General features: G+C 67.0%; 20 protein-coding genes. 15 read left to right on the top strand and 5 right to left on the bottom strand.

Features of this window, described 5'->3' with window-relative positions; translation table 11 throughout:
• Nucleotides 1-123: 123 nt before the first annotated feature.
• The 4 genes from AC07UW_RS03735 to ubiM all read left to right on the top strand — a co-directional run bounded on the left by AC07UW_RS03735 (nucleotide 124) and on the right by ubiM (nucleotide 3552).
• A complete protein-coding gene (locus AC07UW_RS03735; RefSeq protein WP_495211462.1) occupies nucleotides 124-1287 on the top strand; it encodes a COG3904 family protein in 1164 nt (387 codons plus the stop codon).
• 58 nt (nucleotides 1288-1345) lie between these two features.
• Nucleotides 1346-1891 (top strand): DUF4019 domain-containing protein, encoded by a 546-nt coding sequence (locus tag AC07UW_RS03740; RefSeq protein WP_495211463.1) that lies wholly within the window; start codon nucleotides 1346-1348, stop codon nucleotides 1889-1891.
• Between the two features lie 12 nt (nucleotides 1892-1903).
• Nucleotides 1904-2293 carry an MAPEG family protein gene (locus AC07UW_RS03745; protein ID WP_312112989.1) on the top strand — a complete coding sequence of 130 codons (390 nt, stop codon included), beginning with the start codon at nucleotides 1904-1906 and terminating at the stop codon, nucleotides 2291-2293.
• An 80-nt stretch (nucleotides 2294-2373) separates the two neighbouring features.
• On the top strand, nucleotides 2374-3552 hold the full coding sequence (ubiM, locus tag AC07UW_RS03750) for a 5-demethoxyubiquinol-8 5-hydroxylase UbiM (protein WP_495211464.1): 1179 nt from the start codon (nucleotides 2374-2376) through the stop codon (nucleotides 3550-3552).
• A gap of 15 nt (nucleotides 3553-3567) precedes the next feature.
• On the opposite strand, the gene AC07UW_RS03755 is transcribed toward ubiM, so the two are convergent.
• The gene (locus AC07UW_RS03755) at nucleotides 3568-3789 is read right to left on the bottom strand and encodes an RNA-binding S4 domain-containing protein (RefSeq protein ID WP_025877723.1); all 222 of its coding nucleotides are present in this window, start codon (nucleotides 3787-3789) and stop codon (nucleotides 3568-3570) included.
• Between the two features lie 269 nt (nucleotides 3790-4058).
• Here AC07UW_RS03755 and AC07UW_RS03760 point away from each other — a divergent pair, with 269 nt between their 5' ends.
• From AC07UW_RS03760 to AC07UW_RS03785, 6 genes are all read left to right on the top strand, one after another.
• Complete coding sequence (locus tag AC07UW_RS03760) at nucleotides 4059-5987, top strand: DEAD/DEAH box helicase (protein WP_025877722.1); 1929 nt, start codon at nucleotides 4059-4061, stop codon at nucleotides 5985-5987.
• Nucleotides 5988-6175: 188 nt separating this feature from the next.
• Entirely contained in the window at nucleotides 6176-8599 is a 2424-nt protein-coding gene (locus tag AC07UW_RS03765) for a putative bifunctional diguanylate cyclase/phosphodiesterase (RefSeq protein WP_223494619.1), read from the top strand.
• Between the two features lie 692 nt (nucleotides 8600-9291).
• On the top strand, nucleotides 9292-10956 hold the full coding sequence (locus AC07UW_RS03770; protein ID WP_495211465.1) for a sensor domain-containing diguanylate cyclase: 1665 nt from the start codon (nucleotides 9292-9294) through the stop codon (nucleotides 10954-10956).
• 34 nt (nucleotides 10957-10990) lie between these two features.
• Nucleotides 10991-11713 (top strand): pseudouridine synthase, encoded by a 723-nt coding sequence (locus AC07UW_RS03775; RefSeq protein WP_495211466.1) that lies wholly within the window; start codon nucleotides 10991-10993, stop codon nucleotides 11711-11713.
• A 154-nt stretch (nucleotides 11714-11867) separates the two neighbouring features.
• Nucleotides 11868-12938, top strand: coding sequence for a GGDEF domain-containing protein (locus tag AC07UW_RS03780; protein WP_059063565.1), 1071 nt, complete (start codon nucleotides 11868-11870; stop codon nucleotides 12936-12938).
• A 120-nt stretch (nucleotides 12939-13058) separates the two neighbouring features.
• Complete coding sequence (locus AC07UW_RS03785) at nucleotides 13059-14219, top strand: AAA family ATPase (RefSeq protein WP_134832215.1); 1161 nt, start codon at nucleotides 13059-13061, stop codon at nucleotides 14217-14219.
• A 39-nt stretch (nucleotides 14220-14258) separates the two neighbouring features.
• On the opposite strand, the gene AC07UW_RS03790 is transcribed toward AC07UW_RS03785, so the two are convergent.
• Entirely contained in the window at nucleotides 14259-15206 is a 948-nt protein-coding gene (locus AC07UW_RS03790; RefSeq protein WP_495211467.1) for a DMT family transporter, read from the bottom strand.
• Between the two features lie 77 nt (nucleotides 15207-15283).
• Here AC07UW_RS03790 and AC07UW_RS03795 point away from each other — a divergent pair, with 77 nt between their 5' ends.
• Entirely contained in the window at nucleotides 15284-15901 is a 618-nt protein-coding gene (locus AC07UW_RS03795; protein ID WP_495211468.1) for a Pr6Pr family membrane protein, read from the top strand.
• Here AC07UW_RS03795 and AC07UW_RS03800 read toward each other — a convergent pair.
• Together AC07UW_RS03800 and AC07UW_RS03805 are read right to left on the bottom strand one after the other, a co-directional pair.
• The gene (locus tag AC07UW_RS03800; protein ID WP_495211469.1) at nucleotides 15822-16700 is read right to left on the bottom strand and encodes a DUF72 domain-containing protein; all 879 of its coding nucleotides are present in this window, start codon (nucleotides 16698-16700) and stop codon (nucleotides 15822-15824) included. The genes AC07UW_RS03795 and AC07UW_RS03800 overlap by 80 nt on opposite strands.
• The gene (locus tag AC07UW_RS03805) at nucleotides 16697-17140 is read right to left on the bottom strand and encodes a VOC family protein (RefSeq protein WP_495211470.1); all 444 of its coding nucleotides are present in this window, start codon (nucleotides 17138-17140) and stop codon (nucleotides 16697-16699) included. Before AC07UW_RS03805 ends, AC07UW_RS03800 begins: the two co-directional genes overlap by 4 nt.
• A gap of 110 nt (nucleotides 17141-17250) precedes the next feature.
• On the opposite strand from AC07UW_RS03805, the gene AC07UW_RS03810 reads away from it, so the two are divergent.
• Nucleotides 17251-18813 (top strand): serine hydrolase, encoded by a 1563-nt coding sequence (locus AC07UW_RS03810; protein ID WP_447944844.1) that lies wholly within the window; start codon nucleotides 17251-17253, stop codon nucleotides 18811-18813.
• A gap of 174 nt (nucleotides 18814-18987) precedes the next feature.
• The gene (gene smrA / locus AC07UW_RS03815) at nucleotides 18988-20820 is read left to right on the top strand and encodes a multidrug efflux ABC transporter SmrA (RefSeq protein ID WP_025877703.1); all 1833 of its coding nucleotides are present in this window, start codon (nucleotides 18988-18990) and stop codon (nucleotides 20818-20820) included.
• Between the two features lie 121 nt (nucleotides 20821-20941).
• Here smrA and AC07UW_RS03820 read toward each other — a convergent pair whose 3' ends face one another.
• On the bottom strand, nucleotides 20942-22750 hold the full coding sequence (locus tag AC07UW_RS03820) for a DUF885 domain-containing protein (RefSeq protein WP_025877701.1): 1809 nt from the start codon (nucleotides 22748-22750) through the stop codon (nucleotides 20942-20944).
• Nucleotides 22751-22862: 112 nt separating this feature from the next.
• On the opposite strand from AC07UW_RS03820, the gene AC07UW_RS03825 reads away from it, so the two are divergent.
• Both AC07UW_RS03825 and AC07UW_RS03830 read left to right on the top strand, forming a co-directional pair.
• Nucleotides 22863-23219, top strand: coding sequence for a GFA family protein (locus AC07UW_RS03825; protein WP_093817734.1), 357 nt, complete (start codon nucleotides 22863-22865; stop codon nucleotides 23217-23219).
• A complete protein-coding gene (locus AC07UW_RS03830; RefSeq protein WP_336026118.1) occupies nucleotides 23216-24028 on the top strand; it encodes a DUF4349 domain-containing protein in 813 nt (270 codons plus the stop codon). The genes AC07UW_RS03825 and AC07UW_RS03830 overlap by 4 nt, the downstream gene beginning before the upstream one ends.
• The last annotated feature ends 22 nt before the right edge of the window (nucleotides 24029-24050 follow it).

Below are 24050 nucleotides of genomic sequence, written 5' to 3' on the forward strand. Positions count from 1 at the left end.
TCGGATGTCGCTGGGACGGGAAATGACAGGGTCAGAGGGTCAGAACAGGTTCAGTGGCGGGCGCTGAATGCGCGTCGTGGACGGGTAGACTGTGGTTCTTGCCTGTCTGAATCCGGTTGCCCGATGTCCGCCAAACTCCGCTGGTTGCCCCTGTTGTGCCTGGCCCTGGCGGGCTGCAGCCAGTTGGAGAACCCTGGCAACGTAACCGCTGCCGACAAGGCCACGCGGGCTCCGGCCAGCGATGGCGAAAACATGGTGTCGATCAATGCCGCCGATGCGCCGCCACCGCCGGCACAGGCACGCAGCCGCGCTGATCGGCCCTGGCCGCAGGCGCAGCTGGAAAACGGCAAGGCCTGGGTCAGCTGCACCACCGATTACGCCGGCGACGGCGGCGATGGCATTGAACTGGAAGGCCTGCAGCGCGAACAGCTGAAGCAGGCGCTGGCGCCGTGCGCCGAGCGTGGCCTGCTGCGCGTGCGCTACAACGGCAAGATCAACCCCGGGTTTGCCGAGATGATGTGGCGGCTGGCCGTGGTCGCCGACGAGCTGCAGATCCACAAGCGCATCCTGGATCTGGATTCCAGCGGTGGCCAGGTGGAATCGGCCATCGTTGCCGGCGACAGCATCGGCGAATCCGGCTGGACCATCTGGGTGCGCGAGGGCTCGATCTGCCACAGCGCCTGCGTGTTCGTGCTGGCTGCCGGCGACAACCGCCTGTTGACCGGCAAGGTCGGCATCCACCGCATGATGCGCATCAGTTCCAAGGCCACTTCGCGCGCGGAACTCAACCGCGAGCTGCACGAGGTCTATGACAACGTGAAGGATTATCTGCAGCGCAATGGCGTGGCGGTAGGCGTGGCCGACCTGATGATGACCGTGCCCAACCGCAGCCTGCGCCTGCTGACTGCCGAAGAGCTTCGCCAGTACGGCCTGGACGGGACCAACGCCGTGCAGGACGACCTGGAGCGGATCAAGCAGATGCGTACCTGCGGCGACGACTTCGTGCAGCGCAAGGATGCGTTCCTGGTGGCGTTCGACCAGCAGTGCAAGCGCGACGGTGCCGACATGGAATCGATCAACAGCTGTGGCCAGTCGCTGAAGCAGCGCTTCGGCTTCCCCGACCCGGTGTGCCCGGAGGAAAGCCCGCTGTCGGAGATCGACGTGGCTACGCTGCCACCGGCACCGCCGGAGCAGCCGCCGGTGGCCGAGCAGCTGCCCGCGACATCGGCGGCACCGGCGTCGCAGGCCGAGGCGGGTGCGGTGGAAGGCAGCGTCCAGGCGCGCTGACGGCCCACTCACTGCGCTGGCGTAGACTGCGGTTCTTTCCATCGAACCGGCGGTGTCCATGAAGCGCGTGCTCCTGCTGCTGTCCCTGTTGCCCTTCGCTGCACTGGCGCAAACGCCGGCGCCGGCCACGCCCGCACCGGCCCCGGCTCGCCCCGCGCCGAGCGCCCCGACGGCCGCAAAGCCGGCGACTGCTGCCACGCCGGCGCTGAGCCCGGCCCAGCAGGCGCAAGTGCAGAAACAGGACGCGGAAATGGGCAGTGCCGCATTGAAGGCCGCGCAACTGGTCGACGCCAATCGGGCCGGTGAATTGTGGGACGGCGCCTCGGCGGTTGCCCGCCGCGCAGTGCCCAAGGCGGCCTTCGTCAGCCAGCTTGCCGCAGACCGCACGCGTCTTGGCGCGCTGGCCGGGCGTGGCCAGCCGACCATCACCCGCGTGAAATACGCTGCAGGTGCGGCCGTGCCCGAAGGCCTGTACATCAACGTCAGCTTCCCGACCCGTTTCGCCAACAGCGCGCAGCCGGTACGCGAGCTGGTGTCGTTCCGCTTCGACGAAGACCAGACCTGGCGCCTGGCCGGATACAGCCTGCGCGCCTCCAGCCCCTGACGGAGATCGAAGATGGCTACCGAACTGACGATGCTGGCGTGGGCGATGCTGCTGGGTTTCGTCTACATCTTTGCCGCCTCCACCGTGGTCACCCGCGAGCGCGGGATGAAATGGAACGCCTCCGCACGTGACGACTCGTCCAAGCCGCTGAGTCCACTGGCTGGACGACTGCAGCGGGCGCAATCCAACTTCTTCGAGACCTTCCCGTTCTTCGCCGCCGCAGCGATTGCGGTGGTGGTGGCCGGGCGTGGCAGCGACACCACCGCGCTGGCGGCGCAGGTCTACTTCTGGGCACGCGTTGTCTACCTGCCGCTGTACGCAGCCGGCGTGCCCTATGTGCGCAGCCTGGTCTGGCTGGTGTCGATCGTGGCGATCCTGGCGATGGTGTTCGCGCTGCTGTGACGCGCAGCTGATCCAGATCAAGGCCGGTCAGGCACGCGGCGCTATGCTGGCCGCGACTGGATCAACGGCAGGAGGCGCGCATGCGCAGGATGGACGTGGTGGTGGTCGGTGCCGGACCGGCAGGGCTTTGCTTTGCGCGCGCGCTGGCCAGCACTGGCCTGCAGGTGGGGCTGGTCGAGGCACAGCCGCGCCAGGCCCTGGCCGAGGCGGCCTTCGACGGCCGCGAAATCGCCTTGACCCATGCCTCGCGGCAAAGCCTGGAACAGCTTGGCCTGTGGCAGCGCCTGCCCGAAGCCGAGGTTGCCGAACTGCGCGACGCGCGGGTGCTGAACGGAGGTTCGCCCTTCGCGCTGACCTTCGCCAGCAGCCAGGTCGATGGCCAGCCGTTGGGCTGGCTGGTGCCCAACCATCTGATCCGCCGCGCGGCCTGGCAGGCGGTGCAGGGCCAGGACGGGCTGGACCTGTTTGATGGCCGCAAGGTGCAGGCGGTACGCGCCGACAGCCAGGGCCACGTGGTGCGCCTGGACGATGGCAGCGAGCTGCATGCGCGGCTGCTGGTATGTGCCGACAGTCGCTTCTCCGGCACCCGACGCATGCTCGGCATCGGTGCGCAGATGCGTGACTTCGGCAAATCGATGCTGGTCTGCAGGATGCAGGTCGAGCGCGATCACCACCACACGGCGTGGGAGTGGTTCGGCTATGGCCGCACGATGGCGCTGCTGCCGCTCAACGAAGGCCAGGCATCGGCGGTGATCACCCTGCCGCCGCGGCAGATCGAAGCGCTGCTGGCGATGGATGAGATCGCGTTCGGGGAGGCCATCAGCGGCTTCTTCGAACACCGCCTGGGACGCATGCAGCCAGTGGCCACGCCACAGGCCTATCCCTTGGTCGGGGTGTATGCGCACCGCTTCGTCAGCGAACGTTCGGCACTGATCGGTGACGCCGCAGTGGGCATGCACCCGGTCACCGCACATGGTTTCAACCTGGGCCTGGCCAGCGCGCAGCGGCTGGCGCAGGGCATTGCCGAGCAGCAGCGACGCGGAGCGGACATCGCCGCGGCCGGCATGCTGGGCCGCTACCAGCGCGGGCATCGGCTGGCGGCGCGGCCGCTGTATGAAGCGACCAATGCGATTGCCAGCCTGTATACCGACGACCGTCGTCCGGCGCGCCTGTTGCGGGCGGCCGGGTTGCGGGTGGCGCAGGGGGTGGCACCGTTCCGGCACTTGATTGCCGCCCACCTGACCCAGCGCGTGGCCTGACGGCCACGCGGTGACTTACGCGGCGGCCAGGACGCGGATCTGGCTGTCGTTGAACTCGACCACCTGGCCTGCGCGGATCTTGCAGGCCTTGCGCAGCTCGACCTCGCCATCGACCAGCACCAGGCCTTCGCTGATGACCATCTTGGCTTCGCCGCCGCTGGTGACCAGGTCGGCCAGCTTCAGCAGCTGCTTGAGTTCGACGTAATCGCCGTCGAGGTCGAATTCGAGGATCTGCATGGAACGGGTTTCCTGGGGCAGGCGCTGCAGGACAGGGCCCGCGGCGGTAAAATGGGCGCCTATTGTGCGCCACGGCGGGCCGGAACGGCATGCCGTTGGCTTCCTGTACACCTTGTTCAGGCACAGTGCGGTATCATTCCGCTCTGAGCGAGTAAAACCTCAGCTCCAACCGAGCAGCGCCAGGGCACGCGATAAGAAGGGCGCCCAAAGCGCGGAATCCCCCTTTTTTTTCGCCTGCCATGCTCGTGGCAGTGCCTTCGGAGTTCCCCATGTCCCAAGAAACCCAAGCGCAGCTGCAGTTCGCGCAGCTCGGCCTGTCCGATTCTGTCATGCAGGCTGTCACTGCCATCGGCTACGAAACGCCGTCGCCGATCCAGGCTGCCACCATCCCGGCGATGCTGGAAGGCCGCGACGTGCTGGGCCAGGCCCAGACCGGTACCGGCAAGACCGCGGCCTTCGCGCTGCCGGTGCTGTCCAACATCGACCTGCAGCAGATCAAGCCGCAGGCCCTCGTGCTGGCCCCGACCCGCGAGCTGGCCATCCAGGTTGCCGAGGCGTTCCAGTCCTATTCCTCGAAGATCCCCGGTTTCCGCGTGCTGCCGGTGTACGGCGGCCAGCCGTACGGCCAGCAGCTGACGGCCCTGCGCCGCGGCGTGCACATCGTGGTCGGTACCCCCGGCCGCGTCATCGACCATCTGAACCGCAGCACCCTGGACCTGTCCGAGCTGAAGACGCTGGTGCTGGACGAAGCCGATGAAATGCTGCGCATGGGCTTCATCGACGACGTCGAAGCGGTGCTGAAGAAGCTGCCGGAGAAGCGCCAGGTGGCGCTGTTCTCGGCCACCATGCCGCCGGCCATCCGTCGTATCGCGCAGACCTACCTGAAGGACCCGGTCGAAGTCACCATCGCGACCAAGACCACCACCTCGGCCAACATCCGCCAGCGCTACTGGTGGGTGAGCGGCATGCACAAGCTGGACGCGCTGACCCGCATCCTCGAAGTCGAGCCGTTCGACGCGATGATCGTCTTCGCGCGCACCAAGGCCGGCACCGAAGAGCTGGCCAGCAAGCTGCAGGCCCGTGGCCTGGCCGCTGCCGCCATCAACGGTGACATGCAGCAGGCGCAGCGTGAGCGCACCATCGCCATGCTGAAGGAAGGCAAGCTGGACATCCTGGTCGCCACCGACGTGGCCGCTCGTGGCCTGGACGTGGAACGCATCAGCCACGTGCTGAACTACGACATCCCGTACGACACCGAAAGCTACGTGCACCGCATCGGCCGTACCGGCCGTGCCGGCCGCAGCGGTGAAGCAATCCTGTTCGCCACCCCGCGCGAAAAGGGCATGCTGCGCCAGATCGAGCGTGCGACCCGCCAGCCGATCGAAGAAATGCAGCTGCCGAGCGTGGAAGCGGTCAACGACAACCGCATCAACAAGTTCACCTCGCGCATCACCGAGACGCTGGGCCAGGGCGGCCTGGACTTCTACCGCCAGCTGCTGGAGCGTTTCGAGTCCGAACAGAACGTGCCGGCCATCGAAGTGGCCGCCGCACTGGCGAAGATGATGCAGGGCGATACCCCGTTCCTGCTGCAGCCGCCGGTGCGTGCACCGCGCGAAGAGCGTGCGCCGCGCGAGCGTTTCGAGCGCACCGAGCGCCCGGAACGTGGCGACCGCAACGAGCGCGGCCCGCGCTTCGAGCGTGGCCCGCGTCGTGACGATGCCGAGGGTGGCTTCGAGCAGCGCCCGCGCCGTGACGTGCCGCCGCGCGGTGCACCGGAGCAGGGCATGGAGACCTACCGCATTTCGGTCGGCCACCAGCATGGCGTGAAGCCGGCCAACATCGTCGGCGCCATCGCCAATGAAGCCGGCCTGGAAAGTCGCTTCATCGGTCGTATCGACATCCACGACGACTTCTCGCTGCTGGATCTGCCGGCACAGATGCCGTCGGACGTGCTGACCCACCTGCAGAAGGTATGGGTGTCCGGCCAGCAGCTGCAGATGCGCCCGTTGGCGGCCGGTGAAGAGGTCAATCCGGCGCCGCGTCCGTTCAAGCCGCGCTTCGACAAGCGTGGTCCGGGCGGTCCGGGTGGCCCGGGAGCTCCGCGTCGCAGCGGTCCGGGTGGCCCCGGCGGCGACCGCGACAGCCGTCCGCCGCGTCGTGATGGCTTCAACAAGCCGCGTGGCCCGCGCAGCTTCTAAGCCGCGCTGAAGTAGACGAACAACGCCAGCCTCCGGGCTGGCGTTGTTGTTTGCATGGCGCCAGGGCGGCCCGGCCGCCGCTGCCGATCACCGGCCGGGTCCGGTTTCGCATGGCCCACACATCTGCGGTTCTAGGCTGGCGCGGTTCCGTAGGAGATTGTCACCGCAGCACATTCGGGGGATCCAGGATGGGTAGAAGTGGCATGGACCAGCAGCGCCGACGGGTACCGATGACCCGCGGGCTGGGACTGCGATTTGCGCTGTTGACGGGCATGGCGATCGGCTTGGTCGCGCTGTCGGCTGTGATCCAGGAGCTGCAGGCGGCATCGACCGCATGGATCGCAGGGCAGGGCTACTGGTCGCGGGGGCAGCAGGACGCCACCGCAGCGCTCAGCCGTTACCTGGCGCGTGGCCATCTGCAGGATCTGCAGGATGCCCAACGGGCACTGCAGGTTCCGTTGGGTGACCTGCAGGCCCGCAAGGCGCTGGAGCAACCCGAACCGGACGAGGCGACAGCCCGCGCCGGTTTTCTGCGTGGGGGCAATGCCCGCGCCGACATTCCGCGGCTGATCTTCTCGTTCCGCCATGCGCGCAACGTCGGAGCCTTCCGCGAAGCCACCTGGCTGTGGCGGCAGACCGACGCAAACCTGCTGGCCATGCAATCGCTGGCGGAGGAACTGCAACGGCGCCATGGCTCCGGACCGCTGGACGAGGCGACCGTGGATGACTACCTGCATCGGCTGCGTGGCATCGACCACCAGCTGCGCGGGCAGGCGCAGGCGTTCTCGCAGGCACTGCTGCGCATGGCGCGCGCGGTGCGCATCGCGACCCTGGCCGTGGGCGGCCTGTCGGTCCTGCTGATCAGCCTGATGGCGGTGGCCCTGGCCCGCCGGGTGGGCAAGGACCTGACCGAGCATGAGAGCCGCTTCCGGGCTGCCTTCTACCAAGCCAACGTCGGCATGCTCAAGCTGGATGCCGGCGGCCGGGTGGTGGAGGCCAACCAGGCGATGGCCGACATTCTCGACCATCGTCGGGACGTGCTGCTGCAGATGTCGCTGGCCGAGCTGCTGATGGAGGGCGAGCTGGTGATCGATGAAAGTGGCCGCATCGACTGGGAACGTCAGCTGCGACCGGGCGAACTGCGTTTCCGGCGTCGTGATGGCAGCCTGGTGTGGGGACGCTGGAGTGGCACCGGCGTGCGCACCGCCAGCGGTGGCCTGTCGGTGTTCGCCATCGTGGAGGATGTCAGCCAGAACCACGCGTTGGCACGCGAGATCGAACACCACGCCAGCCATGACCCCCTGACCGGCCTGATCAATCGCCGGGAGATCGAGCGTCTGCTGGAAAAATCGCTGCTGCAGGTCCGCTCCGACGGTGGAACCCATGCACTGGGCTACATCAACCTGGACCACTTCAAGCTGGTCAACGACAGCTTCGGCCACGCGGCCGGCGACCAGATGCTGCGCAGTTTCGCCGAGTACCTGGTCGGTGCGGTGCGCGATGGCGACTGGGTCGGCCGCCTGGGGGCGGACGAGTTCGCGGTGTTTCTCGCCCGCGCCAACCAGGATGAAGCCAAGCGCGTGCTGCAGCGACTGATCCGCAACCTGGGCCAGGCCACGTTCCCGGTCAGCGAGGGCAGCCCCCAGTTGAGCTGCAGTGTCGGCGTGGTCGAAGTGACAGCCGAGGCGCCGGACGTGAACTGGTTGATGAGCGCGGCCGACAGCGCGTGCTATGCGGCCAAGCAGGCCGGTCGCAACCGCGTGCATTGCTTCAACGAAAACCGGCTGGCCCTGGAGGAGCGACGGCTGGAGGCCGAACGCCTGCAGGGCGTCAGTCGCGCCATGGCCGAGAACCGGATGCTGTTGTATGCGCAGCGCATCGCCAAAGTGGGTGATCCGTCCTACCTGCACTACGAGGTGCTGGTACGCATGCGTGACAGTGACGGCGTGCTGCACCTGCCGGGCCAGTTCATGCCCGCGGTGGAGCGCTATGGCATGGCGGTGGTGTTGGACCGGCACGTGCTCGGGTTGCTGTTCCGCCACCTGCAGGTGTGCCCGGCGCACGTACGCCAACTGGGCCTGTGCAACGTCAATGTGTCGGCCCAGTCGATCGCCGAGCCGGGATTCCTGGCCTTCGTCTGCGACCTGCTGGAGCGCAACCGCGCACTGGCGTCCAAGCTCTGTTTCGAGATCACCGAAACCGCGGCCATCGGCAACCTGAGCCAGGCGCGTGCCTTCATCGACGCGGTCAAGGCGCGCGGCTGCCGGGTGGCGCTGGATGATTTCGGCTCGGGCCTGTCCTCGTTCGGCTATCTGCGGCAGCTGTCGGCGGACATGCTGAAGATCGACGGGGCATTCGTGCGCGACATGGACACCGATCCGGTCAGCCGTGCCAGCGTGCGCGCGATCAGCGAGCTGGGCCGCGAACTGCAGATGGAGGTGGTGGCCGAGTGGGTGGAGACCACCGAAATTGCCGAGGCGCTGGCCGGGATGGGCGTGCAGGGGCTGCAGGGTTATGCCATCGAACGGCCGCAGCCGCTGGAACGGCTGACCCTGGCTGACCTGCGGCCGATGCGGTTGGTCGGCACGCAGGGGCCATCGGCTGCCGGCTGAAGGTGCTGCGGCCGGGCGGCGCCCGGCACCCTCAACCTCAACCTCAACAGCAACAGCTGCATTCCGTGGGATGGCGGGGTGGGTCCGGTTGCGGGGGACGCCGCAAGTACGTCCCTGTAGGCTCGGTCGCGCCATCCATGGCGCTCACGCCCCCGCAACCGGACCCACCCCGCCTTCGACAGATTCCGGCTGCTGTTGGTAGGTGTCGACCTTGGTCGACGTGTAGATCCACGCCATGCGTGGATGACATCCAATCCATTCACTGATTTCGAAACGGTATGAACATCCATCCACGCACGGCGTGGATCTACCAGATGGCGGGACACTGTCAGGGGTGGGGCGGTATGGGCAGGCAGGACCGTTGGCGCCATGGGCCCGAGGCATGCCCTCGGGCGGGTTGGGCAGGACGCCCAACCCCGGTCTTGCCGTGTGCGCAGGACGGCGCACACGAGCAAGGCGCCATCGAGCCCCCATGGATGGGTTTACGGCGTGTCCTGCTTGCCCATACCGCCCCGCCCACCTCGGTAGCCGCTTTCGCTGTTGCTTCGGCTCCGGCCTCTGCGGGTGCCGGGCGGCAGCCCGGCCAATACCCCCGCCACTTTGGTCTACACATCGGTGGTGCATTCCGCTGCGATAATGCCGCTAGGGGCGACGCGCAGTGGGCGCGGACGTAAGCAGGAACAGGACGTGGCGTGGGCGGCAGGCAGGTGCGTTTGGAAACAGGGGCGGTGCTTGTCCTGCTGCTGGTGTGGTTGGCGTTGCCGTGGCTGGGCCATGCGCGCAGCGTCGACGCCGGCCGCGATTACCTTCTGGTCGGCACCGCGACAGCCGAACCTACGCCCCATCGCGCGTGCACGGCGGAGATGCTGGCCGGGCCGCGCCAGCAGACACGGGTAAATGCACCGCCAGAAGGCTGGTCCGGCGAGCCGCAGGCGCTGGATGTCTTCAACATCTTTGCCGGCGAAGTGCGGCTGCAGCACGGTGATCGCGAGATCTGCGGCAACATGCAGGATGCGCGCACCCGCGATTCGCGCTTTCGTGCGGGCATCGGCATGGTGGCGGTACCCGCTGCCGGCAGCCACGAGCCCTTCCTGGTTTCCTGGCAGACGCCGCTGAAGGCGCGCTGGGTTCCGACATTGCAGCTGGGTGCGCCCAGCCCGGTGCAGCAGAACGACACTGCCCGGCTGCTGGTGCGCGCCGCATGCATCGCCGTGGCAATCGCGCTGGCGCTGTCGGCACTGATGGCCTATCTGACCACCCGCGACCGCAGCTTCCTGATGTATATCGGTGCCACCCTGGTGCTGGTGCTGTGGCAGTCGATCCTTGGCGGTCTCAGCGGCTATCCCGAGCCCTGGCTGCGGGTCGGCGGGCGCGGTGACTGGTGGCTGCTGGCGCTGACTGCGGCGACCCAGGCACTGGTGTTGCCGGCGCTGTGGCGCCTGAACGGCGGTGACCGCGTGCTGCCACGTTCGCGCGTGGGCCAGCAGCTGGTGTTGTGGTCCCTGCTCACGCTGGCGGCACTGGTGCCGTGGTTGCAGCGCGATGGACTGGTTGTGGTCGCACAGGTCCTGCAGTGGAGCTTCATTGTCGGCTGCGCACTGTCGTTGGCGATGGGCATCTGGGCCCGGTTGCGCGGCGATGTCTGGTCGCTGGCCGGGCTGGCCGCACTGGCGCCGATGCTGGTGCTGATCGTGGCCGACGCCGCCAGCGCGCACTGGTTGATGGAATACCGGGTGGAGGCCCTGCAGCTGGCGGTCACCTGGCTGCTGATGATGGCGGCCTATGCGCTCAACCTGCGCCTTGGCCGGCTGCGCCAGCAGCGCGATGAAATGCGCCAGCTCGCCGAGACCGACATGCTGACCGGCCTGCCCAACCGCCGTGCCGGCCTGCACCAACTGGCCCAGCATTTGCAGGGCGGCGAGCGCGAAAGGGGGCCGCTGGTGATCGGCTTTCTCGATATCGATCTGTTCAAGGACATCAATGATCGCCATGGCCATGAGGTCGGCGACCAGGTGCTGGTGGCCGTGGCCCGCGCGCTGCGCGCCGCTGTCCGCAGCGAGGACGAGGTAGTGCGGATGGGCGGCGAGGAGTTCCTGCTGCTGTTGCCGGGAATGCCACGTGAGATCGCTGCCGCGCGCCTGGAACGCCTGCGCCAGCGCATCACCGAGACCTGCCGGGACCTGCAGGTGCCCGGCCTGGAGGTGACCGCAAGCATCGGTCTGGCACAGTGGCGGCCAGCCGAAGATGACCTGGCTGCGCTGCTGCGACGGGCCGACCACGCCATGTACGTAGCCAAGCGCAGTGGCCGCAACCGGGTGTTCGATGGCGAAACCGAAGATCCGTTGACCACGGCATGAGGCGGGAAGGGCGGTGATGCCGGATAATGGGGCGATGACCACCCGACTCAACAAATACATCGCCGACACCGGCTTCTGCTCCCGACGCGAGGCCGATCGCCTGATCGCCGCCCGCCGGGTCACCGTCAATGGCCATGCCGCCGGCACCGGCGCGGTGGTCGGTGAGGATGACAAGGTGCTGGTCGACGGCCAGCCCCTGCGCGTGCGCACTGCCCGCAAGCCGGGCGCCCGCCGCCACGTGTACATCGTGCTGAACAAGCCGGTGGGCGTGACCTGCACCACCGAAAGCACGGTGAAGGGCAACATCGTCGACTTCGTCGGCCATGAACAGCGCATCTTCCCGATCGGCCGCCTGGACAAGGAATCGGAAGGCCTGATCCTGATGACCAGCAACGGCGACATCGTCAACCAGATCCTGCGCGCCGAAAACGGTCACCAGAAGGAATACCTGGTGGCGGTGAACAAACCGGTCACCGACGAATTCCTGCGCGGCATGGCCCGCGGCGTACGCATCCATGACCAGATGACGCTGCCGTGCAAGACCTCGCGGATCGCCAAATTCGGTTTCCGCATCATCCTGCAGCAGGGCCTGAACCGGCAGATCCGGCTGATGGCGGCCGAGTTCGGCTACCGCGTGACCCAGCTGCGCCGCGTACGCATCGACAACATCAAGATCGGTGCACTGAAGCCGGGCCAGTGGCGCAACCTGACCGAGCAGGAACTGCACGGCCTGTTGCCGCAGCAGCAGGACTGGTAAGCAACGGGCGTTAGTGCCGGCCGCTGGCCGGCAACTGCACGGTGCTGGCAATGAACATCAGGATGCCGGCCAGCGGCCGGCACTACCCCGTGTGTGCAGACTGCGCGGCTACATCAGCTAGACTTTGCGGCGACCTGCCGGAACGTGACGTTGCATGATCAAGCCCGACAAGCCTGCCAACGAAGCGCTGCGCCTGGAGGCGCTGTACCGCTACCGGATCCTCGATTCCGAGCGCGAACGCTCGTTCGATGACCTGGTGGCCATCGCCAAGGCGGTGTGTGGCACGACCATGGCGGCCGTGACCCTGATCGACGTCGAGCGCCAGTGGTTCAAGTCGATGCAGGGCATCGCCGCGACCGAGAACCTGCGCAGCGAGTCGATGTGTGGCCACGCGATCCTGCAGCCGCAGGAAATCATGGTGGTTGAGGATGCATTGCAGGACGTCCGCTTCCACGACAATCCGGTGGTGACCGGCGACCCGCATGTGCGCTTCTATGCCGGTGCGCCGTTGATCAGCAGCGACGGCCTGCCGCTGGGAACCCTGTGCGTGTTCGACGCGCGGCCGCAGCAGCTGGCGACCGACAAGGCCGAAGCGTTGGCCGCGCTGTCGCGGCAGGTGATGGTGGTGATGGAGCTGCGCCGTTTCGCCCTGGATATCCAGCGGCACATGCTTGAGCGCAACGATTACGAACGCCTGCTGTCGGAGTATCACGATGTGCTGCTGGCCCAGAATGCCGACCTGGCCGAACAGAGCCGTACCGACGCCCTGACCGGCCTACCCAACCGGCGGGCACTGGCAGCGGCGCTGGACGAGGCGGTGATTGCCGTCGATGGCCGCGACCGGCAGACCTGCGTGGCCCTGCTGGACATCGACCATTTCAAGCACATCAATGATTTCCAGGGCCACGCGACCGGCGACCGGGTGCTGGCCGAACTGGGGGCGCTGCTGCGCTCGCACTTCGCCGGTGGGGGGCTGGCCGCGCGCTATGGCGGCGAGGAATTCGTGGCACTGATGCCGGACGCGGACCTGCGCACCGCCGAACTGCAATGCGAGTTCCTGCGGGTGGCCGTGTCCAACCTGCCGCTGGGCTTCCCGGTGACCATCAGCATCGGTGTGGCACAGCACCAGCCCGGTGAAACGTCTGACCAGACTCTGGCCCGTGCCGATGCCGCGCTGTATCGGGCCAAGGGCGCCGGCCGCAACCGGGTGGAAGTGGCGCCCTGACCGCCCGCGCGGCTGCGGTGGATCCACGCGATGCGTGGATGGCCCGGGCCTTTGCGTGCAGTCGCAGCCATTGCGATACCCGTACGGCACCCTCAACGACTCACCGCAAGGACGTCGACCATGCTGCAGACCCTGGCCATCGCCAATTACCGATCGCTGCATGCGCTGGTACTGCCGATGCAGCGGCTCAACGTGGTCACCGGCGACAACGGCAGTGGCAAATCCAGCCTGTACCGCGCGCTGCGCCTGCTGGCGGAAACCGCCCAGGGCGGTGTTGCAGCGGTACTGGCGCGGGAGGGTGGATTGGGCTCGGCGCTGTGGGCCGGTCCGGAAAAGATCGACCGCCGCGTGCTGGCCGGTGAGATTCCGTTGCAAGGCGGGCCGCGACAGGAGTCGGTGGGGCTCAAGCTGGGCTTCGCCACGGATGAATTCGGCTACGCCATCGACCTCGGATATCCGCCGCCTAGCCGATCGGCCTTCGCGCTGGACCCGCAGATCAAGGCTGAAGCGATCTGGGCAGGACCGTTCCTGCGCAGCGCCAATCTGCTGGTCGACCGCCGCGGTGCGCTGGTGCGGCAGCGGCACGGGCATGGCTGGGATGTAGTGGATGATCGTCTTTCACTGTTCGACAGCCTGTTCACCCAGGTGGGCGATCCGCAGCGCATGCCGGAAGCCATCACCTTGCGCGAGTACATCCGCCGTTGGCGCTTCTACGACCACTTCCGCAGCGATGCCGATGCACCGGCGCGACAACCGGCAATGGCGACCCGTACCCCGGTGCTGCACCACGACGGCCGCGACCTCGCCGCCGCCTGGGTGACGATCCTGGAAATCGGCGATCCGCAGGCGCTGGCGCGGACGATCGAGGATGCATTCCCGGGGGCGACGGTCAGCTTCGAGGAACTGGATGGCCGACTCGCGCTGCGCTTCCACCAGCCCGGTCTGCTGCGACCACTGTCGATGGCAGAACTGTCCGACGGCACGCTGCGGTTCCTGTTGCTGGCCGCGGCCCTGCACACGCCACGGCCACCGCCGCTGCTGGTGCTTAACGAGCCGGAGACCAGCCTGCATCCGGACCTGCTGCCGGCGTTGGCACGGTTGATCATCGCCGCCAGTGCACGCAGCCAGGTCTGGGTGGTATCGCACGCCACGCGCTTGATTGCCGCGCTGGAACAGGCACCGCAGTGCCATTCAATGCACCTGCACAAGGAACACGGGCGTACGCTGCTGAGCGGGCAGGGCCTGCTGGATGCACCGGCCTGGCATTGGCCGCAGCGCTGAGACAGGTACCGGGAAGATCCACGCAATGCGCGGACGCACTCAATCGGCGATGTTGCGCGCTTCGGATGTGCCGAGGATTTCCGGATGCTGTACGCGCTTGCGGCGGTTGAGCAGCGGATGCAGGAACACGGCACCGACGATGATCGCCACGCCCAGGTAGAACCACGGGGTGACTTCATGCTGCTCGCGCAGCAGCACCACGGCCAGCAACACGGCGTAGACCGGTTCCAGGTTGGTGACCAGCTGCACGGTGTAGGCGCTGAGGTGGCGCAGCGCGACCAGGGCCAGCGCGAACGGCAGCAGCGTGCAGGCACCGGCCAGCACCAGCAGCAGGATGCCGTCGTGCAGGTCGGGAACGATCCACAACGGGCTGGCCAGCGCCGGCAGCAGGTACGGCATCAACGGTGCCAGCAGGGTCAGGGTGATGGTACCGGCGCCGAGCTCCAGCGCGGTCACCGTCAGCGGATCGGCATGGCTGACCATGCGCTTGTTGAGCGAGCCGAACACTGCCACCAGCAGGGCCGAGAGCGCACCGATCAACACGCCCAGACGCATGCCGTCGGGCACGCCGCCCACCACCAGCGCCACACCGGGCAGCACCGCCAGGCCGAATGCCAGTTCGCGCAGCTGGAAGGGACGCTTGGCCACCCAAGGCTCGATGATCGAGGTGAACACCGGTGCCAGGGCGATGCAGGTGGCGGCAACCGAGGCATTGGCCAGCTTCACCGCGCCGTAGAAGGTCAGCCAGTGCAGGGCCACCAGCGCGCCGATACCGGCATAGCCGGCCACCAGCCGCAGCGGCAACGTGCGCAACCCGCGCCAGACCCGCGGCAGCAACGCCAGCATCGCCACCACCAGCAGCATGCGCCACCACACCAGCGGCAGCGCCGGCAGGGTGATGACCTTGCCGAGGATGGCGGTGACGCCCCACAGCAGGACACAGAAGTGGATCTGCCAAAGCGCTTTGCGGGTGTCGGGTGTGCTCATCGGCGTATTGTGAGGCAAGCCGCATCGGCGGGCGATGCCTGTGGCATGCTCGCGGCGTTGCCACGAGGGAGCCGTGCATGCCTGCTGCCCGTTTTCTTCTGCTGCGCGGCTGGGCGCTGTTGACCGCGCTGGTCGCGGCAGCATCGCTGCTGCTGCAGTTTGCCCTGCTGATGCGTGGCATCGGCACCAGCCTGGGACCCGGCGTGGCGAGCCTGCGCTTCTTCAGCTACTTCACCATCCTCAGCAATCTGGCCGTGTGCCTGGGCTGCCTCTGGCTCTGCAGCGGCCGCGCACTGCGACCTACGGTAGCCGCCACCCTGGCACTGTGCATCGGCGTCACCGGCCTGATCTATCTGCTGGCGCTGCAGGGGTTGTGGCAGCCAACTGGCCTGCAATGGTGGGCCGATGTCGGCTTGCACTACGTGGTGCCGCTGCTGTATCTGGCCGGTTGGGCGGGGCTGCTGCCACATGGTGGCCTGCGCTGGCGTGCGTTGGGTGTGGTCCTGCTGGTGCCGCTGGCCTACCTGGGCTGGGCGATGCTCACGGCCTCGTGGCTGGGCAGCGCACCGTATCCGTTCCTGGAAGTACAGCGGATCGGTTCGCGTGCATTCGGCCTCAGCGTGCTGCGCGTCGGCGGGGTGTTCGTGCTGGGCTGGACACTGCTGTGGGCAGTGGATCGCTGGCGCCGTCGATGACCCGCTGCAGTGCCATCGCCGCCGCCGGATTGCGCACCTTGCCGGCACCGATGCACAGCAGGTAGACATCGCGCGGCGCGGCAGGGGCCGGTGCGGCCAGGCAGGGCAGGTCGTCCACCGCCTCACCCCGGGCCCAGCACCGCGCGCGCGTGGCCCAGCGCTGCTGCATCGGCTGGGGAAGACCTTCGGCCAGTCTGGCCTGGCTGCGTTTGATCCGTGCATAGACGAAGCTGGCGGTGATGTCGCCATGCAGCGGCGATTCGTCGCTGTCTTCGATCACCAGGGCCACGCCATGCCGGCGCGCCGCTTCCACCAGTTCCGGCCCATGGACGCTGGCGTTGCGCACCTCCAACGCATGCTGCAACCCCGTTCCATCCAGCTGCTTGGGCAGCTGTGCCATGAAGGCATCCAGCGCCGCGGCATCGGCCGGGTGCTGCGGGTCGAACTGCCAGAGCAACGGGCCCAGCCGGTCGCCCAGCGCGACGGCCGCCTGCAGGAACGCGCTGGCCGCCTCGATCGTGGACGACAGGTCGCGACGCTGCACCAGATGACGCGGGGCCTTCATCGAGAACCGGAAACCTTCCGGCGTCTGCGCTGCCCATTGCGCGCACTGGGTCGCTGTCGGGGTGCGGTAGAAGGTGCCGTTGATTTCGATGCAGCGCAACGCGCGGCTGGCATAGGCCAGCTCTTCGCGTTGGATCAGGCCGGGCGGATAGAAGGCGCCACCACGCCATTGCGGGAACACCCAGCCGCCGATACCGCAGCGCACCGGCGCCGCAGACCCATGCCGTGCCGTCATTGCGTGTGTTCCGCCCGCCACGGATCGTAACTGCCGAACCACCACAGGTAGCCTTCCGGGTCGGCACAGGCATAGCCACGTCCGCCGTAGGCCTGGTCGGCAATGTCGATGACGATGCGCGCACCGGCAGCCTTGGCACGGACGTAGTGCGCGTCGACATCGGTGACGATCACGCAGGCACTCTGGGTCTGCCGGCCACCGACTTCATCGGGCATCGCCGCCAGCTTGGCCCATTCGCCGCTGTTGCTGGCAGATCCGAGCATGATCATGCCCTGGCCGAATACCAGCTGGGCGTGATGCACCGTATCGCCGTCGGCATACACGGCCTGCGCGTGGAAACCGAACGCGCGCTGCAGCCAGTCGATGGCGGCCAGCGCATCGCGGTAGCGCAGGCACGGAATGATGGTGGAGCCGTTGCTGCTCTGGCCGTTCGCACCCATGACACCCCTCCTATGGCACAGGGCAGGCTGCACCCGGGGCCGTTACCATCGCGCGAAACCCCGGTGACGGCCTGCACATGGCCGCTACCCCTGTTCGGAGATGGTGCTGGATGAAAACCTGGATCGGAGGAGCCGTGCTGCTTGCGTGCACGACCATGGCCAATGCGGCGACCCCGCAGCAGCTGCAGGACCTGGATGCGACCGTGGAGCGCGTGCGCGCGCAGTTCGACGTGCCCGGTATCGCCGTGGCCGTGGTCAAGGACGGGCAGGTGGTGCTGGAACGCGGCTGGGGCGTGCGTGAGCTGGGCAAGCCGGCGCCGGTCGAGGCCGATACCCTGTTCGCCATCGCCTCCAACACCAAGGCCTTCACTGCCACCTCGCTGAATCTGCTGGCCGAGGACGGCAAGCTGAAGATGGACGACAAGGTGATCGACCACCTGCCATCGTTCCGCATGTCCGATCCGTTCGTGACCGGGCAGATGACGATCCGCGACCTGCTTTCCCACCGCAGTGGTCTGAGCCTGGGCGCAGGCGACCTGCTGTTCTGGCCGACCACCTCCTACAGTAATGCCGAAGTCGTGCAGCGCCTCGGCCAGGTGCCGCTGAAGGGCGGTTTCCGCGAGCGCTATGCCTACGACAACATCCTGTATGCGGTCGCCCAGCAGGTGATCGAGCACGTGTCGGGAATGAGCTACCAGCAGTTCCTGCAGACACGCATCTTCGACAAGGTCGGCATGGCCGGCACGCGCTACAACGCCGATCACCTCAAGGCCGGCGACAATGCTGCGGTCGGCCACGCCAAGTACGATTTCAAGGACCTGCGCACCGTTGCACCGTTGACCTGGTCGAACAACGCCGGTGCCGGTGGCATCTATTCCAGTGCCCACGACATGGCGCGCTGGATGCAGGTGCAGCTGGCCGAAGGCAAGCTGGCCGATGGCACTGCGCTGTTCACCGCCAAGAGCCAGCAGCAGATGTGGCAGATGATCACGCCGCAGACGATTCCGGCGCCGAGCGTGCCGGAGCTGGCACCGGCGCGGGCCAACTTCGCCGGCTATGGCGAGGGCTGGAGCCTGAGCGACTATCGCGGGCAGAAGCTGGTCTGGCACACCGGTGGCTGGCCGGGCATGGTTTCGCGGCTGACCCTGGTGCCGGGCGAGAAGCTGGGCGTGGTGGTGCTGACCAACCAGGAAGTGGGGGCCGCCTTCAATGCGATCACGCTGAGCGTGCTCGATGCCTACCTCGGCGGTGAAAAGCACGACTGGGTGGATGCCTATGCCAAGGGCGTGGCCAAGGGCCAGGACAAGGCCGACGAAGCGTGGGCCAAGCACCAGGCCGAGCGTGACAAGGGCAGCAGACCGTCGTTGCCGCTGGCCGGGTATGCGGCCACCTACCGCGACCGCTGGTATGGCGACATGGTCATCCGCGCGGAAGGCAAGGACCTGCGGTTGCGCTTCGCAAAGACGGCACAGCTGAGCGGCCGCCTGGAACACTGGCAGCACGACACCTTCATCGTGCGCTGGGACGATCGCTCGCTCAATGCCGATGCGTTCGTGAATTTCAGCCTGGACCCGGATGGAAAAGTGCGCGAGGTGCGCATGCAGCCGATCTCGGACCTGACCGATTTCAGCTTCGATTTCCAGGACCTGCTGTTCACGCCCACTGCCCGGTAGACGCCGACCTTGGTCGGCCCCACTGCCCGGTAGATGCCGACCTTGGTCGGCATACGGTAGAGCGCCCACCAAGGTGGGCGACCACCAGGGCGTGCGGGAACCGGTGGTGATCGTCGGCCGGCGTACACACGTGGCGTGGGATACTCCGCCGGCTATCGATGGCGAGGGAATGCGATGTTCCGTTGGTTTGAATCCCTGATTCCGGTGTTTCCGCCCATTGACGGGCGCATGCCGCCGCGCACCGTGGTGCCGTTCTACCTGCACTACCTGCGGCCGGTGTGGCCGGTGCTGCTGGCCACCCTGGTCGCCGGCCTGCTGCTGGCGTTGGTGGAAGTGGCGATGTTCGATTTCCTCGGTCGCATCGTCGACATGGTTGCCGAGCAGCCCGGTGCGGACTTCTTCCAGCGCCATGCAGATACCCTCGGCTGGATGCTGTTCATCACGGTCATCGCGCGCCCAATCCTGGTCGGCCTGCACAACCTGCTGGTCAACCAGGCCATCGTGCCGGGCCTGAGCAATCGATCGCGCTGGCTGATGCACAACTACGTGGTGCGGCAGAGCCTGAGCTTCTTCCAGAACGACTTCGCCGGCAGCATGGCCAACCGGGTGATGCAGACCGGTACCTCGCTGCGCGAGTCGGCGGTGCAGATGGTCGATTCGCTGTGGTACATCGTGGTCTACACCGGCACCGCGCTGTACCTGTTCGCGCAGGCCGACTGGCGGTTGATGGTGCCGCTGATCCTGTGGCTGCTGGCCTACGTGGTGATCATGATCTACTTCGTGCCGCGCGCGAAGGAACGGGCCTGGATCGCCTCGGAGGCGCGCTCCAAGGCGATGGGACGCATCGTTGATGGCTACACCAACATTCCCACGCTGAAGCTGTTCGCCCATGGCGGCCGCGAGCAGGCCTATGTTGCCGATTCGATCCAGGAGCTGGCGGTCAAGCACCGCGCGCAGACCCGGATCACCACCGGCATGGACCTGACCATCGCCATCGTCAATGGTTTCCTCATCGCCGGTACCTGTGGCCTGGCGCTGTGGCTGTGGAACGGCGGACACATCACCGTGGGCGCGATCACCCTGGCAACCGGCCTGGTGATCCGCATCCACAACATGTCCGGCTGGATCATGTGGACCATCAACGGCATCTTCGAAGACATCGGTACCGTGCAGGATGGCATCACCACCATCGCCCAGCCGCTGACCGTGCAGGACCGCGAGGATGCGGTGCCGCTGCAGGTGACTCGTGGCGGTGTGCACTTCCAGGATGTCCATTTCCATTACGGCAAGAAGGGCGGCGTGATTGCCGGCCTGGACCTGGTGGTGAAGCCGGGCGAGAAGATCGGCCTGGTCGGCCCCTCCGGTGCCGGCAAGTCGACGCTGGTGAACGTACTGCTGCGGCTGTACGACCTGGAAAGCGGTCGCATCCTGATCGATGATCAGGACATCGCCTACGTCACCCAGGAAAGCCTGCGCCAGCAGATCGGCGTGGTCACCCAGGATACGTCGCTGCTGCACCGTTCGATCCGCGACAACCTGCTGTACGGCCGCCCGGATGCCACCGACGCGCAGCTGCGCGCGGCCGTGGCCAAGGCGCGCGCGGAGGCCTTCATCGACACACTGGTCGACGGGGAGGGGCGTCGTGGCTACGACGCACACGTCGGCGAGCGCGGGGTAAAGCTGTCCGGTGGCCAGCGCCAGCGCATCGCCATTGCCCGTGTGCTGCTGAAGGACGCCCCGATCCTGGTGCTGGACGAGGCGACCTCGGCACTGGACTCGGAAGTGGAAGCGGCCATCCAGGACAACCTGGACGAGCTGATGGGCGGCAAGACGGTGATCGCGATCGCCCATCGCCTGTCGACCATCGCGCGCATGGACCGGCTGGTGGTGATGGACCAGGGCCGCATCGTCGAGACCGGTAGTCATGCCGAGCTGATCGAGGCCGGTGGACTGTACGCGCGCCTGTGGGCGCGGCAGACCGGTGGCTTTGTCGCCGCGGAGCAATGACCAACGCCGCACGGTGGATGCGCAACAGTAGATCCACCCCATGCGTGGATGCCGTTCCACACGGATAAAGAAACGGCCCGGGTCTCCCCGGGCCGTTTTCATTCACCTCACACCCGATCCATCACTCGATCGGCTGGTCCAGCATCAGCTGGCGTGCGAAGCGCACCGGCGGTGCGCCGTAGGACAGCATCTGGTCGTGGTAGGCCTTCAGGTTGAACTTGTCGCCCAGCTTGTCCTGCATCGCCTTGCGGGTGTCGAAGTGTTCCTGCGCACCGACGAAGTAGGTCGGCAGCTGAGCCGAGGTCAGCTGCGCACGTACCCACTTGCCCGAGGCTTCGCTTTCCTGCTGGAAGGCGTCGTGGGTCATCAGGTGCATCGCCTTCTCGCGATCCCAGTTGTCCACGTGCACACCCTGGTCGAGGATCGCGTTGGAGATCGTGCGCAGGTAGAACTTCAGCTGCACCAGGTGGAACAGCGGGTCGTTGTTGAGATAGCCCTGCTCCTGCATCATGCGCTCGGTGTAGACCGCCCAGCCTTCGGCGAACAGGCCCGAGCGCAGCACCGCGCGCAGGGTGGAGGGGAACTTGGCCGAATGCCAGCCTTCCAGGTAGTGGCCCGGTGTGCCCTCGTGGATGCTGAGCAGGTGGATCATGCGCGAGTTGTATTCGCGCAGGAACGAATCAACCTGCTTGTCGTTCCAGTCGTCCGGAATCGGCGAAACCGCGTAGAAGGTCTTCAGGTTCTTGTCCAGCGGGCCCGGCGAATCGCAATAGGCCACGGCCACGCCACGCTGGAATTCCGGCATCAGGATGATGTCCACCGGCGCGTCGGGCAGGGTCATCAGGTCGTGCTCGCGGACGAACGCAGTGGACTGCTCCAGTGCGGCCTTGGCGTCGTCGACCACCTTGTCGCGCGCCGGCTTGTCAGCGTAGGCCAGCTCCAGCGCGGCCTCGATCGCCTTCTGCTGCTGTTCGTCGGTCGGCTGCGCCGGCATTTCCGGTGCGCCCGGCTTGTCTTTCAGCACGGTCTGCGCGATGCCGTACATGTCCTCGCGCACGCGCTTGAGTTCGGCGCGTGCACGCTCACCGATCTCCTGCCGCGACAGCGAGGAATTCAGCGCGAACTTGAGCTTCTGGTCGTACTTTTCCGCACCGATGCGGAAGTCACCCTTGGCGTTCGGCACCAGGGTCTTGTCCAGCCAGGTCTGCTGTTCGTCCACGGCCTTCTTCAGGCCGTCGATGGCGGCCTGCAGGCGCTGCTGGTCGGCCTGCGGCAGCTCGCCGATGTGCGGGGTGATGAAGGTATCGACGATGCTGAGGATGCCCTTGTTCTGCTTGGCCACCGTCTCGGCATGGATCTTTGGCACGCGTGCCGGATCCAGGTTTTCGCGGGCCTGGGCGAAGATCGCCGGCAGTTTCTCCATGCGCGCGGTGGCGGCCTTCAGGCGCTCGGGCAACGGCGCGAACTCGCGTGCCATCAGGCCGTAGATCGCGCTGCCGGCAACGCCGTTGTACAGCTGCGGATCCCACTTGCCGGACTGCATGACCTCGGCATTCCAGATTTCCGACTGCAGCTGGTTGCGCAGGATCGCTGCATCCACCTGGTTTTCGCGGCCCAGCTTGGCCACCTCGATCTTGTCCAGCTCGCCCAGCAGGCCCTTGTAGGCGTCCACGGTCTTCTGCTGGCCGGCCGCGCTCAGGTCGTCGATCTCGCTGTCATAGCGGTGGTCGCCGATCTGGGTGGCACTGACCGGAGACAGCTGCATCCAGGTATCCAGGGCACGCTTGGACAGGTCGGCGAAGGCGGCGTCGACCGCCGCATCACCAGCCTGCTGGCTGGCGGCCGGGGTGGAACCGTTGGTCGGGGCATCGGCCGGCTGGCAACCGGCGAGGGCGGCGACGAGGGCGAGGGCAAGAAGATGCGGGCGCATCGGCATTCCTGTACGGGGTCAATCCTCGAGCATAGGCCCCCAGGGCTGCTTTGTCCCCGTGCCATAGGATTACCATGGGCGCATACAGGGACTCTCCAGCGGAGCGCGGGACATGGAATACCAGGGAAGCTGCCATTGCGGCAGGATCGCATTCACCGTGCAGGCCGACGCCCCCATCAAGGACGTCATCGACTGCAACTGCTCGATGTGCCGCCGCCGCGGCAGCCTGCTCTGGTTCGCCCCGCGCGAGGCGTTCCAGCTGGGCACCGATATCGCCGACGTGGCGACCTACCAGTTCAACACCCACAACATCGATCACCATCACTGCCGCGAGTGCGGCACCGCGCCGTACAGCGAGGCGGTGGATCCGCGCAGCGGCCTGCCGATGGTGGCGATCAACGTGCGCTGCCTGCCACAGGTGGAGCTGGGTGGATTGTCGATCACCTCGTTCGACGGAGCCTCGCGATGACGGCGCCTCGCGTGTGGACGCGCGTGGTTATCGTGCCGGCATTGCTGCTGGCGCTGGCGGCCTGTGCCAAGCAGGGTGAGAGGGCCGCCGATGCCGGTGGTGCCGCCGAAGCGGGCGTAGCCTCGCCTGAAGGCGCATTCCTGGCGTATGAGCACGATGTGCAGGTGCAGCTGGAAGCAGCGCAGATCGCCCCGCGCATCCAGCAGGTCGCGCAGGCGTGCCAGAACGCGAAGTTCGGTGAGTGCGCGGTGCTGCAGGTGGATCAGCGCAGTGGCGAACAGCCCAGTGGCGAGGTCAAGGTACGCATCGCGCCGAAGGGCGTGGAGTCACTGATCGGCCTGGCCGGCGAGGGTGGCACGCTGCAGGCGCGCAACACGCGTGCCGAGGATCTGGCCCAGCAGGTGGCCGACACCGCGCTGACCAAGGCACGGCTGGAGAAGGAGCACGCGCGGTTGCTGTCCTACCAGGACCGCGGCGATCTGAAGATCGAGGATCTGATGGCTATCACCACGCGCCTGTCGGAGATCGAGGCGGGGGTGGAGCAGGCCACCAAGGATGCCGCCCAGCAGCGCAGGCGCATCGATACCCAGCTGGTGACGATGCATTTCGACACCACGTCGGGCCAACGTAGCCGCAGCGAGATCGGCGAAGCCCTGAGCGAGTCGGGCAGCATTCTCAGTACCAGCGTGGCATTCCTGATCCGTGCCGCCGCCGCTTTGCTGCCGGTGGGCGTGGTGGCGCTGGTGATGGCCTGGATCGTCCGTGCGCTGATCCGTCGCCGCCGCCGCAAGCTGCCGCCCGCAGTCTGACCGGCACAGGAGTGCCGGCCGC

The organism is Stenotrophomonas sp. GW821-FHT02D01 (genome assembly GCF_059421765.1).